General features: G+C 46.7%; 17 protein-coding genes. 10 read left to right on the forward strand and 7 right to left on the reverse strand.

Annotation, left to right across the window (positions count from 1 at the left end; all coding sequences use genetic code 11):
- Positions 1-20 precede the first annotated feature (20 nt).
- From fabG to LRP50_RS21495, 8 genes are all read left to right on the forward strand, one after another.
- On the forward strand, positions 21-755 hold the full coding sequence (gene fabG / locus LRP50_RS21460) for a 3-oxoacyl-ACP reductase FabG (RefSeq protein ID WP_274166479.1): 735 nt from the start codon (positions 21-23) through the stop codon (positions 753-755).
- A gap of 157 nt (positions 756-912) precedes the next feature.
- Positions 913-1149: an acyl carrier protein gene (acpP, locus tag LRP50_RS21465; RefSeq protein ID WP_007467184.1), complete on the forward strand. Its 237-nt coding sequence runs from the start codon at positions 913-915 to the stop codon at positions 1147-1149.
- A 98-nt stretch (positions 1150-1247) separates the two neighbouring features.
- Positions 1248-2486: a beta-ketoacyl-ACP synthase II gene (fabF, locus tag LRP50_RS21470; RefSeq protein WP_274166480.1), complete on the forward strand. Its 1239-nt coding sequence runs from the start codon at positions 1248-1250 to the stop codon at positions 2484-2486.
- Between the two features lie 73 nt (positions 2487-2559).
- The gene (gene pabC / locus LRP50_RS21475; protein WP_274166481.1) at positions 2560-3369 is read left to right on the forward strand and encodes an aminodeoxychorismate lyase; all 810 of its coding nucleotides are present in this window, start codon (positions 2560-2562) and stop codon (positions 3367-3369) included.
- On the forward strand, positions 3366-4379 hold the full coding sequence (mltG, locus tag LRP50_RS21480) for an endolytic transglycosylase MltG (protein WP_274166482.1): 1014 nt from the start codon (positions 3366-3368) through the stop codon (positions 4377-4379). The genes pabC and mltG overlap by 4 nt, the downstream gene beginning before the upstream one ends.
- Entirely contained in the window at positions 4376-5011 is a 636-nt protein-coding gene (tmk, locus tag LRP50_RS21485) for a dTMP kinase (protein ID WP_274166483.1), read from the forward strand. Before mltG ends, tmk begins: the two co-directional genes overlap by 4 nt.
- The gene (gene holB, locus LRP50_RS21490) at positions 5001-5966 is read left to right on the forward strand and encodes a DNA polymerase III subunit delta' (RefSeq protein WP_274166484.1); all 966 of its coding nucleotides are present in this window, start codon (positions 5001-5003) and stop codon (positions 5964-5966) included. The genes tmk and holB overlap by 11 nt, the downstream gene beginning before the upstream one ends.
- Before the next feature lie 68 nt (positions 5967-6034).
- Positions 6035-6817 carry a TatD family hydrolase gene (locus tag LRP50_RS21495; protein WP_274166485.1) on the forward strand — a complete coding sequence of 261 codons (783 nt, stop codon included), beginning with the start codon at positions 6035-6037 and terminating at the stop codon, positions 6815-6817.
- Between the two features lie 95 nt (positions 6818-6912).
- Here the strand turns inward: LRP50_RS21495 and LRP50_RS21500 are convergent, their stop codons facing one another.
- The 5 genes from LRP50_RS21500 to LRP50_RS21520 form a co-directional block, all read right to left on the reverse strand.
- Positions 6913-7629: an aspartate/glutamate racemase family protein gene (locus LRP50_RS21500; protein WP_274166486.1), complete on the reverse strand. Its 717-nt coding sequence runs from the start codon at positions 7627-7629 to the stop codon at positions 6913-6915.
- A gap of 18 nt (positions 7630-7647) precedes the next feature.
- Entirely contained in the window at positions 7648-8460 is an 813-nt protein-coding gene (locus LRP50_RS21505; protein ID WP_274166487.1) for an ABC transporter permease, read from the reverse strand.
- Position 8461: 1 nt separating this feature from the next.
- The gene (locus LRP50_RS21510; RefSeq protein ID WP_274166488.1) at positions 8462-9334 is read right to left on the reverse strand and encodes an ABC transporter permease; all 873 of its coding nucleotides are present in this window, start codon (positions 9332-9334) and stop codon (positions 8462-8464) included.
- Between the two features lie 98 nt (positions 9335-9432).
- On the reverse strand, positions 9433-10767 hold the full coding sequence (locus LRP50_RS21515) for an ABC transporter substrate-binding protein (protein ID WP_274166489.1): 1335 nt from the start codon (positions 10765-10767) through the stop codon (positions 9433-9435).
- 15 nt (positions 10768-10782) lie between these two features.
- A complete protein-coding gene (locus LRP50_RS21520) occupies positions 10783-11802 on the reverse strand; it encodes an ABC transporter ATP-binding protein (protein ID WP_274166490.1) in 1020 nt (339 codons plus the stop codon).
- A gap of 238 nt (positions 11803-12040) precedes the next feature.
- Between LRP50_RS21520 and LRP50_RS21525 the strand changes: the two genes are divergently transcribed.
- Positions 12041-12730 (forward strand): GntR family transcriptional regulator, encoded by a 690-nt coding sequence (locus LRP50_RS21525; RefSeq protein ID WP_274166491.1) that lies wholly within the window; start codon positions 12041-12043, stop codon positions 12728-12730.
- A 117-nt stretch (positions 12731-12847) separates the two neighbouring features.
- On the opposite strand, the gene LRP50_RS21530 is transcribed toward LRP50_RS21525, so the two are convergent.
- Positions 12848-15610: a M16 family metallopeptidase gene (locus tag LRP50_RS21530; protein WP_274166492.1), complete on the reverse strand. Its 2763-nt coding sequence runs from the start codon at positions 15608-15610 to the stop codon at positions 12848-12850.
- Between the two features lie 469 nt (positions 15611-16079).
- On the opposite strand from LRP50_RS21530, the gene ptsG reads away from it, so the two are divergent.
- Positions 16080-17510: a PTS glucose transporter subunit IIBC gene (gene ptsG, locus LRP50_RS21535; RefSeq protein WP_274166493.1), complete on the forward strand. Its 1431-nt coding sequence runs from the start codon at positions 16080-16082 to the stop codon at positions 17508-17510.
- 134 nt (positions 17511-17644) lie between these two features.
- Here the strand turns inward: ptsG and LRP50_RS21540 are convergent, their stop codons facing one another.
- A complete protein-coding gene (locus LRP50_RS21540; protein ID WP_274166494.1) occupies positions 17645-18544 on the reverse strand; it encodes a LysO family transporter in 900 nt (299 codons plus the stop codon).
- Positions 18545-18630 lie beyond the last annotated feature (86 nt).

The raw sequence follows: 18630 nt of genomic DNA on the forward strand, positions 1-18630 counted from the left end.
TTATAAAGGAACGAAAACTCATGAACCTGAACGGAAAAATTGCTCTTGTAACCGGCGCAAGCCGCGGTATTGGCCGTGCTATCGCAGAACTTCTTGTTGAACGAGGTGCGACAGTAGTAGGCACTGCCACTTCTGAGAGCGGTGCCGCAGCAATCAGTGATTATCTGGGTGAAAATGGCAAAGGTTTCGCACTGAACGTGACATCAGCAGAGTCTGTTGATGCTGTACTGAAATCGATTAAAGAAGAGTTTGGCGACATTGATATCCTGGTAAATAACGCAGGTATTACGCGTGATAACCTTCTGATGCGAATGAAAGATGACGAGTGGCAGGACATTATGGACACCAACTTAACGTCTATCTTCCGCATGTCGAAAGCAGTAATGCGTGCAATGATGAAAAAACGTCATGGCCGTATTATCAACGTGGGCTCTGTTGTTGGCACAATGGGCAATGCAGGACAGGCGAATTACGCAGCAGCAAAAGCTGGAGTTGTGGGCTTCACCAAATCTCTGGCACGAGAAGTTGCATCACGCGGAATTACCGTAAATACTGTTGCTCCAGGTTTCATCGAAACCGATATGACAAAAGCGCTGAACGATGATCAGCGTGCAGCAACACTTTCTCAAGTACCTGCTGGACGATTGGGTGATCCACGTGAAATTGCTGCGACCGTCGCTTTCTTAGCGTCAGGCGATGCAGCATATATCACAGGTGAGACACTTCATGTTAACGGCGGCATGTACATGATTTAAACATTAAAGTTGCAACACGAAATGATACAGGTCAAACTCCGGCTGTTTATCGAGCATATCGTGGTTTGACCAGCATATAGGGTGTTGCAACTTCCACATTATTGAATAAACTACTGCACATATCGCATCTGCGAATCTTGTAAGGAATAGTATTAATATGAGCAACATCGAAGAACGCGTTAAAAAAATCATCGTTGAGCAACTAGGCGTAGACGAAGCTGAAGTTAAAAACGAAGCATCTTTCGTTGACGATCTGGGTGCAGATTCACTTGACACTGTTGAGTTGGTAATGGCTCTGGAAGAAGAATTCGATACAGAGATCCCAGACGAAGAAGCAGAGAAGATCACTACCGTCCAAGCAGCGATTGACTACGTTGTAGGCGCGTCTGAGTAATCAGAACAAGATCCTTCCAGGCGGTCACTATGACCGCCTGAGTTTTTTCTAAGACCCCGAAAATTTCAAATTACACCTTTTCTCCGGAGAATATCATCGTGTCTAAGCGTCGTGTTGTTGTCACTGGCATGGGGATGTTATCACCTGTAGGTAACACCGTTGAATCTTCTTGGAAAGCCTTGCTGGCAGGCCAAAGCGGAATTCAAACCATCCAACATTTCGATACCACTGGTTTCGCAACCCAATTTGCTGGGATGGTGAATGATTTCAACTGTGAAGATTACATCTCTAAGAAAGATGCCAAGAAAATGGATTTATTTATCCAATATGGTATCGCTGCAAGTGTGCAAGCATTTGAAGATTCTGGTTTGGAAGTCACAGAAGAGAATGCAGAGCGTATTGGTGTAGCTATTGGCTCTGGTATTGGTGGCCTCGGACTTATTGAGTCAAACCACCGTGCGTATGTCGAAAAAGGCCCACGCAAAATTAGCCCATTTTTTGTACCGTCGACCATCGTGAATATGATCGCCGGTCATGTTTCAATTAACTACGGTCTTCGCGGTCCAAACATCGCGATTTCGACTGCTTGTACGACTGGCCTTCATAACATCGGTCACGCGGCACGTATGATTGCATACGGCGATGCGGACGCTATGGTGGCAGGTGGTGCAGAAAAAGCATCAACTGAGCTTGGTATCGGTGGTTTTGCAGCAGCAAAAGCACTGTCAACTCGTAACGATGACCCACAAGCTGCTTCGCGCCCTTGGGATAAAGACCGTGACGGTTTTGTTCTGGGTGATGGTGCAGGCGTCATGGTTCTTGAAGAATACGAGTTTGCTAAAGCGCGCGGCGCGAAAATCTACTGTGAGCTAGTTGGCTTCGGTATGAGTGGCGACGCCTACCACATGACCTCGCCAAGTGCAGACGGTTCTGGTGGTGCATTGGCAATGAAAGCGGCAATCCGCGATGCTGGCATTACACCTGAAGATATTGGTTATGTTAACGCACACGGCACTTCGACGCCGGCTGGTGACGTTGCTGAAACCAAAGGCATTCGTTTGGCTATGGGTGCTGCTGCTGACAAAACCATGGTGTCTTCGACCAAGTCGATGACTGGTCACTTGTTGGGTGCTGCAGGTTCTGCTGAATCTATCTTCACCATCATGTCATTGGTTGATCAAGCGGTACCGCCAACAATTAACCTTGATAACGTTGATGAAGGTTGTGACCTTGATTACGTTCCTCACGAAGCGCGTCAAGTGAGCATGGAGTACGCTCTGTGTAACTCTTTCGGCTTCGGCGGCACGAATGGCTCGTTAATCTTCAAAAAAATGTAAGTTTTTTGATAGAATAGAACGGCTCGATAGTTGATATCGGGCCGTTTTTTTTTCTGCTTTTCAAGGATGAACCATGATCCTGCTTAATGGACAGCTTGCTGATTTCCTGCCGATTGCTGACAGGGGACTGCAATACGGAGACGGATGCTATACCACCATGCTGGTCAATGATGGTGTAGTTCGTTCTTGGTCACGTCACTTAGCGCGTTTGAAAGCCAACACGGCAAAGCTAGGTATTGATGGCGTTGATTGGCAACAGGTCGCTACGTCAGCTGAAAGCGTTGCTTTTTCTCAGAAGCATGAAAGCAAAAGCATCGTGAAGATTATCGTGACGCGAGGAAGTGGTGGTCGAGGTTATAGCCCAAAAGGTTGTCACACGCCGAATGTTGTTGTGTCATCACACGCTTATCCTTCGCACTATCAGCAATGGAAAGAGCAGGGCATACAAATGGTGATGCTCAATCAACGATTAGGTTTGTCTTCGCTTGCTGGATTAAAGCACCTCAATCGTCTTGAGCAAGTATTAATAAAGCAAGAATTGGATACTCAAGACATTGATGATGGTGTGGTGTGTGATCTCAACGGCAAGTTGGTGGAAGCGTCGGCATCAAATTTGTTTTGGCGAAAAGGCAATGCCCTTTTCACGCCGGACCTATCGTTGTCTGGTGTAGAAGGTACAATGCGTGCTGAAGTGATCCATGCAGCACCATTGGAAGGATTCGACGTGAATATTGTGACAGTAGACGCCGACACGATTTTCAGCGCGGATGAAGTATTTATAACCAATGCAGTGATGGGATTGGTTCCTGTTCGTTGCATAGAACAAACACGTTACCGCAGTGATGCGGCGTGTAGAGCTCTTACATTGAGGTTGAATGCGTGATTAAGAAAATCGCCCTGATTTTATTGTTTTTAGTAGTAGCTGCACTGGGCGGCGCATATTGGGTTCATGGTCAAATCGAAGGCTATGTGAATGGCCCCATCAAGATCGATGCCAGCCAACTGGTGACGGTTCCAGACGGAGCCAACTACCATTCATTTACCCGAAACTTGGTGTCACAAGATATTGTTGATGGTTCTCAATGGGCGCGTTGGGCTGCGAAAACGCACCCTGAATTAACAAGATTGAAAGCTGGCACTTATCAAATCAAACCGGGAATGACACTTTCTGATGTTTTTCTGGTTGCGCGTTCCGGTAAAGAACATCAATTTGCTATCACGTTTGTTGAGGGGAGCACATTCAAAGAATGGCGTGCTCAATTGGCGACCACAGAGCATATTACTCATGATACCGAAGATATGTCTGAGGCTGACATTGCAAAGAGCTTGGGTTTGAGTGTTAATAAACTGGAAGGGCTGCTACTTCCTGAGACCTATCATTATGTGTCAGGCGAGAGTGACATAGCGATTCTCAAGCGCGCATCAGACCAGTTGGAAAACACCCTGAAGCAGGCATGGGAGCAGCGTGAAGCAAGCTTACCAATCAAATCTGAGTATGACCTTCTTACGTTGGCGTCCATTATCGAAAAAGAAACGGCCGTGGATAAAGAGCGTGGTAAGGTCGCGTCTGTATTCGTTAACCGATTAAATAAAGGGATGCGATTACAAACAGACCCAACCGTGATTTACGGTATGGGAGATAAGTACGATGGTAATATTCGTAAGAAAGATTTACGCACGCCAACACCTTACAATACCTATACCATTAAGGGTTTGCCTCCAACGCCGATAGCCATGTCGGGCAAAGCGTCGATATTCGCTGCAGCCAACCCATCAGATACACCCTACTTTTATTTTGTTGCCGATGGACTCGGTGGACACAATTTTTCTAAGACGCTCGCGGAACATAACCGCGCAGTAAGACAGTATCTAAAAGTATTAAGAGCCCAATGAATAGCGGAAAATTTATCGTCGTAGAAGGCTTGGAAGGTGCGGGTAAAACCACAGCTATCCAAAACGTAATCGAAACTCTAAAAGCGACCGGGGTTTCAGATATTGAAACGACACGCGAACCGGGCGGTACACCGCTTGCAGAACAAATGCGTGCTCTTGTCAAAGAGGGGCATCCCGATGAGCCATTGACGGACATGGCTGAACTACTGCTCCTTTATGCCGCGCGAATTCAACTGGTTGATAATGTCATCAAGCCAGCGCTAGCGCGTGGTGCATATGTGGTTGGCGATCGTCATGATATGTCATCTCAGGCTTATCAAGGTGGTGGTCGCGGGTTTGATAAAGCCCTAATGCAGAACTTACGCGATACGGTTCTAGGCGATTTCCGCCCTCACTTTACGTTGTATATGGATCTTGACCCAGCGATTGGCCTAGCTCGCGCTAAAGCGCGTGGAGAGCTAGATAGAATTGAAAAGATGAAGTTAGACTTCTTCCATCGCTCGCGTGCGCGTTATTTAGAATTAGCGAACGCTGATGACAGTATTGTGATTATTGATGCCTCACAGTCGATTGAGAGCGTGACCGCTGATATTCGTACAGCACTACAAACTTGGCTGAATCATGCAGGCTAATGTCTACCCTTGGCACGGCGAACTCTGGCAGAACTGGCAACAGTTGTTAGGGCAAGATCGCTTGCACCATGCCGTTTTGCTCAGCGCACCGAAAGGCAGCGGAAAACTAGCGCTTGCCGCCATGCTTGCCAAAACGGTGCTATGTAAGAATGGCGTTGTTGAACCTTGCAGCGTATGCCATAGCTGTAAGCTGTTTGATGCAGATACACATCCAGACTTTCACTGGTTAAGGCCTGAATCTGAAGGTAAACAACTGGGTGTGGATGCGGTTCGTGCCGGTAATCAGTATGCGTGGGAAACCTCCCAACTCGGTGGCGAGCGAGTCATTTTGGTTCAAAACGCCGATCGGATGGGCGAAGCTGCCGCCAATGCGTTATTGAAAACGTTGGAAGAGCCACCGTCACATTGTCACTTTATCCTGCTTTCCGAGTCTATCGACAGCATGCTGCCAACGGTTGTTAGCCGCTGTAATAAGTGGAAGCCTAAACTGCCCGAAGAAAGCGTGGTAAAACGTTGGGTGGAAGGGGAGCTGTTTGATTCAGTGCCTTTACAAGTCATTCGAATTAATCGAGGAGCCCCGCTGGCGGCGAAAGCGTTTATTGAAGATGCCAGCATGGCGAAACATAAAGCGTTGGTTGAGGCTTTTGTTGCGTTTGTGTCTACCCGCCAAGGTCTATTTACGTTGACCGATATGCTGACCAAAGGGCAGCGAGAGGGTCTAAACTGGCTTAGCTTTTTACTGCTTGATGTGATGAAGACACAACAAGGGTCTCAAGAAGCTATCGTCCACTGTGATGCGATGGATGCGCTACAACAGATAGCCAAGGCAGTGCCGTTGGCGAAAGTGATGTCGCAGTTGATGGCACTGAACAAACTGAAAGCGGAACTTGTTAAACACACGGGTCTAAATGGCGAGCTGTTACTGAGTCGCTGGCTATCAGGCTTCAATGAATAAATTAAAAAAGCGCGAAGATTACCGTATAATCCTGCGCTTTCATCATTTTGCTAACCGGAGAAAGTGACGTGCTAGTCGACTCGCATTGCCACCTCGATAAACTAAATTACGACGAATTACATACAGACGTTGCTGACGTGGTCGAAAAGGCCAAACAACGTGGTGTGGATTATCTATTGTCTGTCGGTGTGACCCTAAAAAGCTTTCCAAGCATGATGGAGTTGATTCGCCCGTTTGATAACGTATTCGCTTCTTGTGGCGTTCACCCACTCGATATCGAAGAAGGCTTTGATTACGATACGTTAAAGCAGCTTGCGTCTAATGATCGCGTGGTCGCGATCGGTGAAACGGGGTTGGATTACCATTATCAACCAGAGCTTGCGGACAAACAGAAAGATGCGTTTCGTCAGCATGTGCGCCTTGCTGTCGAGCTGAACAAGCCATTGATCATTCATACTCGTATGGCACGTGAAGATACCTTGCAAATTCTGCGTGAAGAAAACGCGCAGAAAGTGGGTGGCGTTTTGCACTGCTTTACGGAAAGTTATGAGATGGCAGAAGCGGCAATTGAGCTCGGTTTCTATATCTCAATATCTGGCATTGTGACGTTCAACAAAGCTTCTGAGCTGAAAGATGTTGTTCGCCGTTTGCCATTAGAGAAATTGCTGGTTGAAACCGACTCTCCGTATTTGGCACCGATTCCGTATCGCGGAAAAGAAAACCAACCAGCTTACGTTAAAGAAGTCGCTGACTACGTAGGCTTGCTGAAAGGCGTATCTGGTGAGGAGGTGGCGAAAGTCACCACTGAGAACTTCTTCAAATTGTTCTCTCACGCAAAGCGCGAGTCTTAAGCGATAGCAAGAGAACACACACTGAACAAAAGGCTGCCGATGCAGTCTTTTTTTTAATCCAGCTGGTTGTTCAGTTACGCCTTGTATTCTCCTTACTAGGGCATTGATTCGTGTTTCTGCTCCGGGTAGGCATAGCTCAGTGCTTTGCTGGTGTTTAACCCGAGGTCTGACAATGCAGCCACGATTTTTATCGCCGATTTAACCCCATCAATCACGGGCACACCCAAGTCTTCTTGTAACTTTTCTTGCCATTGGCTCATGCCAGCACAGCCTAAAACCAGCACTTCTCCAAACCTATTGGATAACGCTTCACGAGATACAGTGAGCATTTTGTCGTAATTGTTAGGCTTGCCTTCCAGCGCTAACACGGGGATGTTGGAGGCGAATACGCCTGCGCAACGATGGCGCAATCCATACCGTTCGATGTTTCTTTCGATAATGGGCACGGAGCGCTGAAGGGTAGTCATGACAACGAATGAACTTCCTAGCAAGCTCGCGAACTGCATAGCGGCTTCGCCGATACCGACGACAGGGCATTGCACGTATTCCCGGGCTGCATCGACGCCTGTGTCATCAAAGCAAGCCACGACATAACCCGCAGTATACATACCACTTTGTTCTCTGTGTTTGACGTAATCTGCAAGATGGTGAGCGGCCGCAGCGCCATCGCTAAACCCTTCAATACTCAGCGGGGAGTTAGCGCAGTACTGAAATTCGAGCGTGTGGTGAGAAAGCACCATGTCATTGCAACCTTGCTCCAAGTGCTTGGTCATGGATGCAGAGCCGTTTGGGTTAATCACTGTGATTGTCATGTGTCCATCCTGCATGTGTTAGCGAGGCTCGGTTTTGGCGCGAGTGACGCGAACCGCCAAAAGCGTCAATCCAATAAAAGTCAGTGAAATTAGCGTTGTTAGTGTTCCTAGGGCATACAGAACTGGAGACGTCACGTTGGTTGTCATGGCAAATAACTCAAGCGGAAGCGTATTGAAACTGCCTGACGTCATCAGTGTTCTGGCAAACTCGTCATAGCTCAGTGTAAAGCCAAATAGACCGACTCCAATCAGGCTCGGTGCCAGTAAAGGGAGTAGTATGAAACGAAATGTTTGCCATGGCGTCGCGCCCAAATCGTCGGAGGCCATCTCATAGTGCGGGTTGAAGCGATTAAATACCGCGAACATGATCAGAAGGCCAAACGGCAGCGTCCATGTGAGATGCGCGCCGAAACCCGAGCTATACCAGTGAGATTGCCATCCAAATCGATCAAACATCAAACCAATCCCCAGGCTAATCAAAATGGAAGGAATAATTAAACTAGCCAGTGTCAGATAAAAAATGATTGAGCTACCTTTGAAGTGTTTTCTGAATGCCATGCCTGCCAAAAGCGATATCACGACCGTGGATATCATGACCGTTAAGCCCAACCCTAATGAGCGTACTAACGCTGATGCAAAATCGCCTACAGCTTGGCGTTGAAAGAGCTGTTCGTACCAATTGAATGAGAAACCTCTCATTGGGAAGGTGAGTCCGCCTTCTGGGCCTTGAAATGACAGCACCGCAATGGTGAACGTTGGCCCGTAAAGGAATAAAACAAAAAGGCCAAATAGGAAACTGAGCAGGTAAAACGTCAATGCGTTGTTTTTCATGTCACACCTCCTTTCGTATGTCGACGAGCCGGAAAAGCATGATCAGCATCATGATCACGCTGATCAGAAGAATCACGGCGCTGGCAGCCGCTGCAGGGTATTGCAGCAAGGAAATTTCGTTGTAAATGAGCACGGCGACATTGGCTTTGATCCCACCGCCCATGACTTTTACGGTAATAAAATCGCCCATCACGAGTGTGAATATAAAGATGCTACCGATCGTAATACCGGATTTGCACAAAGGAATAATGATATCGACGAGGATTCGAAAAGGCGTTGCACCAGCGTCTATTGCGGCTTCAATTTGGCTTCGGTCGATACGCATCATGCTATTGAAAATCGGGACAACCATAAACATGGTGTAGAGATGGACGTATGCCAGCACAATGGCAAAGTCGCTATACAGGAGCCATTCAATGGGGGAACTGATAATGTCGGCGGACGTTAACCCAGTATTGATAAGCCCATTTCGGCCAAGTAATGGGATCCATGAAATCATGCGAATGATATTGGACGTCAGAAACGGGACAGTGCAGATGAGAAATAGCACTGTTTGCATCCCGTTACTTTTGATATGGAATGCCAAATAGTATGAAACAAAAAAGCCGATCAGCAGGGTAATTGCCCAAGTGAGAAACGCATATTTAAACGTTTGTAGGTAGGCTAGCCAGGTCACTTTCGAGGTAAGAAGAAATTCGTAGTTCTCAAAAATAAAGTCAGGAATGATCGAGAACTCGTTATAGTCCCAGAAGCTTACTGTCACGATCACTATCATAGGAATGACGAGAAAGCTCAGCAAAACAATCGCCAATGGCGTCGCTTGCCAGTAGCTGTTGATTTGTTTGTCGACAGTAAAAAGTGTTGGAGAATTCATTAAATCGCTGACTCCATCAAAGAGGTGATGCTACTAAGTTCAACTGTGGCTACGCCAAAGCGAGGCTGGCACGGTGTGCCAGCCCACAAGCCTAAGCACTAGGAAACGATGAATTCGTTCCACTTGCGGATCATGTATTTGTTTTCGTTCATGACTGAGTTCCAACAAGCCACCTTGCCCATACGATCCCAATATGAGCCGCCATCACGTACTGCTCCCGCTTTCTCCATCAGCTGTCCGGTCGGGCTCATGATGTTGGCTGCCGAAGGCTTACCTTCAATCCAGAAGTCCCATTCATTTTGTGTCATGTAGGCTTTGGATGTTTCGGGAGCTGCACTGTAATAACCTTGACGATTCAGGTATGCGCCAACCCAGCCAGACAAATACCAATCGATGTATTCGTAAGCGGCATCAAGCTCTAGGCCGGACAGGTGAGAAGCCAAACCTAAGCCACCGCCCCAAGCACGATAACCTTCTTTCAACGGTTGGTAGGTGCAAGGAATTCCGCGGCTTCTGACGGCAGCAACAGCAGGAGACCACATGCTCTGTATGATGACTTCGCCCGATGCCATAAGATTGACTGACTCATCGAAGGATTTCCAAAACGCTCTGAACTGCCCCTGATTTTTCGCTTCAATCAACACCGCCATGGTTTTGTCGATCTCGTCTCGGGTCATGTTTCCTTTGTCAGCGTATGTGACTACTCCCATCGCTTCGCAAATCATGGCAGCATCCATGATGCCGATAGAAGGGATGTTCAGAATCGATGCTTTACCTTTGAAAGCAGGGTCCATGATGTCTGCCCAGCTCGTGATCTCACGCCCCGTTAGATCAGGTCGAATGCCTAAGGTATCGGCGTTATAGATGGTTGGAATCAAGGTCATCCAGTTGGTTGGTTCGGCCGCGAATTGAGTGTCATCTTTTGATGATACAAAACCGACTTTGTGCGGTGCTGTACCCTGCGCAATGGGCGTATCTGGCGTGAGCTGTCCATTAATAAAGAGGGGGGAAATCTTGTCGAAATTTTTCAGTCGAGTGATATCCAGCGGTTGTAGCACCTTAGACGGAAAGACCTTCTTACAGATCCAATACTCAATATCAGCAATGTCGTAAGAATTTGGCTGTGTGACGGCTCGCTGCGTTACGCTGTCAGAATCAAGGGAGGTTAGTTGCAGGTTGAAACCGAGATCTTCTTTACATTGGTCAGCAATGGCGTTGAGGTTAGAAACACCTGTGCCGAACTGGCGCAAAGTGATGTTCTTGATGTTCTGCGCCCAAATCATAGGGAAACCCGTGACCAAGCCACTGCTTGCGGCGGCGGCGGTAGCGACAGCGGCACCTTTTAGTACTTTGCGCCTTGTTTTGTTTGTGGGCGCGTTATCTTCTGTCACCGTGTTAACTGTCTCGTTGAGCTGAGATTTTACGTCTTTCATCGTCCAGTCCTTTGATTATTGAGTGTGAGAGAGTGTATTCATGTCGTCTATGCGCCAGTTCAGCTGCACGCTGCTGCCCGACGAGATCAAAGTTGGGTCTAGGTCATCTTCAGGAATAAAACACATACAGCGTTGACCGTTGCTGATTTCCGCTTCCACGAAGTAGAACTGTGCTTGAAATTCCACGTCCACAATTTCTGCTGATAAGTGAACGGTGTTCTCGGTCGTAGCGTTGCTTATAGAGGTAATGCGTATATGGTCGGATCGGACGGAAAAAGGGGATGACGCGTCAATGGCAATGTCAGTGGGGTCAATCACATTGTGGCCCCCAATAAAATCCGCAACAAAAGCCGATGCTGGCTTTTCAAAAATCGACTTTGGCGTACCTTGTTGCTCTATCTTTCCGTCTTTCATCACGACGGCTAAATCGGCAAGGGCGAATGCCTCTTCCTGAGAGTGGGTGACGTGAATAAAGGTTAACCCGAGCTGTCGCTGCAATCGTTTGAGTTCTTTGCGCATTTTTATGCGAAGAAAGGGGTCGAGTGCTGACAAGGGCTCATCGAGTAATATGACATCGGGTTTGCAAATGAGCGCCCTCGCTAGCGCGACGCGTTGTTGCTGGCCTCCCGAGAGGTGCGCGGGCAACTTGTGTAAGTGAGCGTGCATATCGACAAGTGCGAGCATGTCCTCAGCACGCTTCAATCGGTCAGACTTAGCCACACCACTGACTTTTAATCCGTAGGCTGCATTTTCAATGCACGACATGTGTGGAAACAATGCGTAGTTCTGAAACATCATGGCGGTGCCACGTTGACGCGGAGAAAGGTTGGTGACGTTTCTATCACTCAGCGAAACGACGCCTGTTGAAACACTTTCGTGTCCTGCAATCATGCGGAGCGTTGTGCTTTTACCGCAACCACTCGGGCCAAGCAGGCAGCAATAACTACCTGACTCAATGTTTAGCGAAACGTTATCTACAGCGAGACTTGTGCCATAACGTTTACTGATATCGAGGAGTTGAACACTTCCCTTCATGTGATACTCCAAATATAGATTGCTAACAATTTACTTCTTGTTGGATGCATGAACCGCGCCAAAATAAAATTGCGACTAATTTCAATGTTATATGTGAAGTGCCACACTAATGGCACATTCGAATGCCCTTGAATGGGGCTGAAGCAGACTAAAAGAGTGCAGTTAAAAACAAAGACTTTGCGCTTGTTGGCAAGGGACTGAAAAGGTGTACACTTAAATTGTTAACAATGGAGGCGACATGTCAGTACTTGGGGTATCTCAAAAAGAGCGAGAAATTTTCCGTATCATGGATGCAATTAATTTGGCCGTGTGCGACCAGCGCTTGCCCCCTGGTACGCGCTTGATAGAGAGCCAACTTGTGAATACTTTCGATGCAAACCGAAACCATGTCAGGGCTGCTATTCAGCGATTGGCGCTGCGGAGAATCGTAACTATTTCGCCGAACAAGGGTGCGAGCGTTTCCGCTCCTCAGTTAGATGAAGCGCAAGATGTGCTGGCTGCAAGGGCGCTGATTGAAAAGGGCGTTATCGAGCAATTGGTGACGAAAGTCACTGACAAAGATTTGCTCAAGTTGGAACGGCATTTGGCGTTGGAGTCCCAAGCCATGGCGCGCGGAGACAGGCTTGCAATCATCAAGCGATCCGGAGAATTCCATACCTTGCTGGCAACCCTTAACGGAAACCAAGTATTGAGTGAGATATTGCGAGATTTGATTACGCGAAGCTCTTTGATTATCGCCATATATCAAAGAGAGCAGCAAATGCGGTGCGGATGTACTGATCATCAAGCGCTAGTGACTGCAATTGAGCAAAAAGATGAGCTAGCGGCTATTTCCTTGATGGCATCCCACCTCAAAGATATTGAACTGAGTCTGAATTTGGATTTTTGGAAGAATAAAACCGTGAACTTGAGCGATGTATTTCAATGATATACCCAAGCGACCTGAAGATGCATGATTCAGCGAGTTTGACTGTTGTTGAAAAATAAAGCCGGGCAACACGCCCGGGATTTATTTGTAACCCCTGCTTTTTAGCATTGGTTCTGTCTAGTTGGCTGACGGCAAATTGGTTATCTCATACCGAATAGCATTTTTACTTACAAAGCCTGCCATGTAAGTTTCTAACTCTTCTTTGGTAATGGTCTCCAGTACTGAGTTAGGGTTTATAACTGCTAAGGGATCTGCGTCATAGAGCACATAGTTAAACATCATTCTCGCCTGCTCTTTGGGTAGATTTAGCCCTTCTTTCAACGCTTGCCCGAGCTGTGTCAGGTTGCTTGAATACTCCTGATCTGTAATCCCATCCCCCAATGAATCAACAACGTTAGCAATTCGTTCTTTGGCTTGTTCTCGCTTGAGCAATGACACATTAGAAACAAACATAAATATCTGCTTATCGGCACCGTCAGGCCACATGACAAAGGAATAGGGCGAGTAATCGAGACTTGCGTCCTCACGGATATTCTCAAGCAGTCGTTGGGTCATGATGCGGCCTGCTATATCGGCCAGAAAGCGATCACGTGTGGTTTTTTCTTCGCCAGAATGCACTAACCCCGTTACAAACTCGACATTGTTACCTCGGGGGCCATAGGCGTACACAATGTTAGTTTTCTCACTGTTTATATTGAGGCTGTACTGCCAATTTGATGTTTCTTCTTCAAATGTCATACCTGCGATATAGGTACGGAGAAAAGGTTTGAGTTCTTCTTCCGAGATGTTTCCGGCGATGACAAAAGTGAGCCCTCGGTTAACGTTGAAAAGCTGCTGGTAAGCATCTCTGACTTGTTTGACGTTAACGGCGTCATAGTCCTCTGGTTTGAAGCCATATCGGGGAGATGATGGCGTATAGATACCCGCATTGAATGCACTAAACGATTTACCATTGAGTGAGTCGTGGAATTGCTTTTCGTTGGTGACAAAGTTCGATTTGTGTTGTTCGAACTTACTCTCATCCACCGCTGCATACTGATAGGCTTGGTTAATAACCGCGAGCAATGCAGGGAGAGAAGAGCGGGTTGTTTCACCATAAAACCCCTGGCGGTTCTCATCAATCATTGGCTCCAAGTAACTGCTATTCTTCACCATAAATCGATTGAAGTCGGTTGATGACATTCCACCGAGTCCTGTCAGTGCGTAAGCGCCCGGCGCCATATACGCCGCTGGTCTTAGCTGAGTAGACAACGATGAAATACCGCCTTGAGCGCCCGCATAAATGTATATTCTGTCGCCAGTATCTGGCATGTGCCTGAGGTATACATTGACGTTATTACTGAGTTTGAACTTGGTTGTGTCAGGTGTGACAGCGATGACTGAAGCAATCTCTCCTGTTGTTTTTGGCTGTGGGAAGTCGTCTATGGCTTCAGGCAGAATCAGCTTCTGTCCTTTTTTGTTGAAGGTGTTATCGAAAGCGGCAAGACTTGCGGTAACGAGTTTGTCGGTGTTTTTGTCGATGATCTGATTGTGGGCGAGACCAGTAATGGGCTTAATGCCATCGTCACTGAGCAGTTGGCGTAACTGTTTGTTGAGATACTCGTTGTCAGCAAGGGTGGCATAGCGACTAGATAGAGCGGTGCGCTGAGCCTGTGACAATGTTTGAGTGCCGTTGAGGAGGTCAGTCAACTTTTCGTCAGCAAATTCTGTCGCGGTCCAGTTGGTTTTGAGATTTTTCTCGTCATCCGCAAAGACGGTCAATTGCGCTTCAATTTCCAGTGAGCTGAGCCCATGATCTCTGAGGGTAGCAAGTTCTTTTGCTAGAAACGTCATTGCTGCTTCGCGATTATTGCTTTCAAAATCCATTCCCACGATGAGTTGTGGCGAGTCAAATAAGTAATCAACACTACTTGATATAGACTGAATGGGGGCTTGGGTGTCCGATGCTCTGTCGTTCAAGCGTGTGCTGATAGCGTTGGCCAGGATCAGATGGTTCGCATATTTTTCAAAATGGACACCTTCAGTTAACGCATTATTTTCAGGTTTGAATATGAGCGAGAAAGAAGGGAATTCGTTGTCAGCTACGGTAAGTGTTATTGGCTGTGCATTAAATTGCGTTGCCTTCGTCTGTCTTTCTGTGGGTCTTTCTTGGCGGGGCCAATCACCAAATGTTGAACGAATGAGTGTGTCCACATCGGTTTTATCTATATCCCCACTGATGATCAGCTCTGCGCGATCTGGCGTGTAGTTCGTCTGATAGTAGTCTCGTAACCTTTGGAGGGAAAGGTTGGTTATGGATTCACGTGTGCCAAGCACGTTGATGTTACCTTCATAGGCTTCGTCTGCCAGTGCCATATGTGCTTTGAAGTAGATTGAGTTTTGTGAGGCTTCTTGACGACGGAGTTCGCCAAGTACGACGCCTTTTTCTGCGTCCACCGCATCAGGAGAGAGCATTAAGCCTGTTGATATGTCTTTGAACCAGTTTAGTGCTTGTGGCAAATGACTATTATTGGGTAAATCGAGTTTGTAGTACGTCCAATCATAATAGGTGTATGCGTTTAAATGCTGACCGAAGTTCAGCCCGGCATCACCAAACAGTTTGATGACGTCGTTTTTTTGGAAGTTTTCACTACCGTTAAATGCCATGTGCTCGAGAAAGTGCGCGTAGCCACTCTGATCTGCCTCTTCATCAATGGATCCTGTGTGAACGAGGAGGCGCACTGAGACTGACGCGCCTTGCTGCTTTTGAATATGCAGATTTAAACCATTGTCTAATGTTGTGTGTTGCCAAGAAGTATCTGCTTGAATCGGATCCGGTATCAGTGTGCTGTTGCAGCCAGTAACTGAAATCGCCAGTAGCAAAGTAAGTAATTGTTTCATGGCTCTATTTGTCCTACATGTCCTCATTTTAACGTAATTTACATATCGAAGATTAAATGGACAGTATTGCTGACTTGAAAATGCGACATGATGGCCTTAATAAACATGCAACACTATGTAAACCAGTAAATTGAACCGTTTTATGTAACTAGCGGTATAGATATTAATCTTAATTCGTTACATAAAATAACTTGAGTGACTCTATTTTACTTCACGCTTTGGATTGTTTAATTGATGGGCTAAATGATTTTTAACTGTTTAAAATCAACTGGTTGCTGTTTATTGAGGTGGTTGTTATCGACCTTGGTCATGTGATCTATATTTAGTTTCTGAACCCTCAAGTGACGTTACGTAGAGTCCTACAAAAAGCAGGCCTATATTACTCAGCGAATAACATTGTTTCCGGGTTGTCGAGAGTTCGTAATGTCATTGAGCTCTACTTCAACTCATCATTTTCAGGAGCAAAATTATGTTTAAGAACCTGTTTGCCAATGCGCAAAAAGTCGGTAAGGCACTTATGCTGCCAGTATCGGTTTTGCCAGTAGCGGGTATCCTTCTTGGGGTAGGTGCTGCGAACTTTAGCTGGATGCCAGATGTTGTTTCTCATTTGATGGAACAAGCAGGTGGATCTGTATTTGGTCAAATGCCACTGCTATTTGCAATAGGTGTAGCGCTTGGCTTTACAAACAACGATGGTGTAGCAGCACTTTCTGCAACCGTCGGTTACGGCATCATGGTCGCGACGCTTAATGTTATGGCGAGCGTACACGGCGTTGATAGTATTGATACGGGTGTGCTGGGCGGCATCTTGGTGGGTGCAGTTGCGGGTTGGGCGTTTAACCGCTTCTTCCGTATTCAGTTACCTGAATACCTGGGCTTCTTTGCTGGCAAGCGTTTCGTACCAATAATGACTGGCTTGTGCTCAATTGCGCTAGGTCTAGTTCTGTCTCTGATTTGGCCACCAATTGGTGCTGCCATAGCGACGTTTTCTGATTGGGCCGCAAACCAAAATCCAGTCGCTGCATTTGGCATTTACGGTGTTATTGAACGCTCGCTTATCCCATTCGGCCTGCACCACATCTGGAACGTACCATTCTTCTACGAAGCAGGTTCTTGTGTAAACAAAGTGGGTGAAACAGCAAATGGCATCATGACATGCTTTCTGACTGCTGATGATGCATCTCGCGCTGCAGGTAATGGTTTTGGTCAACTTGCAGGTGGTTACCTGTTCAAGATGTTCGGTCTGCCAGCGGCTGCACTTGCAATCTGGCATTCAGCAAAGCCTGAAAACCGTGCGAAAGTTGCAGGTATCATGATTTCAGCTGCACTGACGTCATTCCTAACAGGTATCACCGAACCTATCGAATTCGCCTTCCTGTTCGTTGCTCCTGTTCTTTATGTTATTCACGCTGTTCTCGCTGGTTTGGCTTACGTTATCACTAACTCACTGGGTATCGTACACGGTCACACTTTCTCAAACGGGTTCATTGACTTCATCGTTCAGTCGCCAAACGCGCAAAACATGGGTTTGCTGGTCGTCATGGGTCTTATCTATGCGGCTATTTACTATGTAGTATTCCGCGTAGTAATCCGAGTGATGGACCTTAAAACGCCTGGTCGTGAAGATGATGAGAAAGAAACAGTAGTTACTGGCGAAACGTCTGACATGGCGAAAGAGTTGGTGATGGCATTCGGCGGTAAAGAGAACATCACAAACCTAGATGCGTGTATCACACGTCTTCGCGTGGCTGTAGCAAGTGTTGATGCTGTAGACCAAGACAGACTGAAGAAGCTAGGTGCTGCGGGTGTGGTTGTTGCTGGTGGTGGCGTACAAGCTATCTTCGGTACTAAGTCAGACAACTTAAAGTCTGATATGGATGAGTGGATTCGCAATCACTAAGATCGACTGTTATTCCCCCAACAGTTAATCGTTAAAAAGGAGAGCATATGCTCTCCTTTTTTTTGTTCATATATTGTTGATTGCTTATTGCTTATTGCTTTGTCTGCTTGCGCATTTGACGTGATCTTTTCTGGCTACAGTGCCACGAAAAAGAGCATGAGAATAGGAACGAGCAAGCTTAATATAAACCCACTAACAATGGCGATGGGAACACACTTCACGCCACCAGTGGTTTGAATGATGGGTAATGTGAAATCCATAGATGTTGCGCCACCATATCCAATCGCTGTTAATGGATAGCGAGCAATAAAAATGGGAATAAGGATAATCGCTACGAGTTCACGCGTGAGCTCAAGCAAGAAAGACGCACCGCCATAGACAGGCCCAAGTGCATCACCCATCAGAATTCCCGCTAGAGAATACCATCCAAAGCCCGATGCCATCGCAAGACCGTGATTGTAGGGAAGGTCGAGAAGCCATGCTGCAAGTAATCCACCTAAAAGTGACGTAACAATAACAACCAGTGCAACACTCAGCCCTTTCTTATTCAGAATAATTTGTTTGAGGGTCATGCCGCTATTGCGAAGTTGAATACCAATCAAAAATAGCAGAATGAGCAATATTCCTTCACTGGCTGGATCAACCCAGTCTAGTGGAATAGGAAGTAGGAGCCCGAGTACTAGGCCTCCTCCTACAACAAACACCAATTTGACGGATTCCATCACCATACTTGAAAGCGGGACGGTTTGTTTATGCTGTTCTGTTTTGGTTTTTAGTAAGAGATCAAGGATGGGTAAAGCGAGTAGATTGGCAACACCAATGCAGAAAAAGAACGTTACGCTGAGCAAAAGAATTTGATTCAGGTTACTACTAAGGTTGTCTAACCCAGCAAGACTAAGCCCCATTAATCCTAAAATGACAAAGACTAATCGCGACGTTGAGCGATTAATGGTTTCAAGAAGAGATGTACTCTTAATGGTGATGAAGTAACCCACTACGAGTGGAATAAAAATGTATAGCATGCCGGGAAGCATCGAGTAAGACCTTATTGATAAATAGAAAACCGAGATGAGAGTATCAGCGGTCTTCTAATTAGGTCAATCTTTGTCCCGAGAGAGGG

Origin of the sequence: Enterovibrio gelatinilyticus (genome assembly GCF_028683095.1) — a bacterium.
Lineage (GTDB): Bacteria > Pseudomonadota > Gammaproteobacteria > Enterobacterales > Vibrionaceae > Enterovibrio > Enterovibrio gelatinilyticus.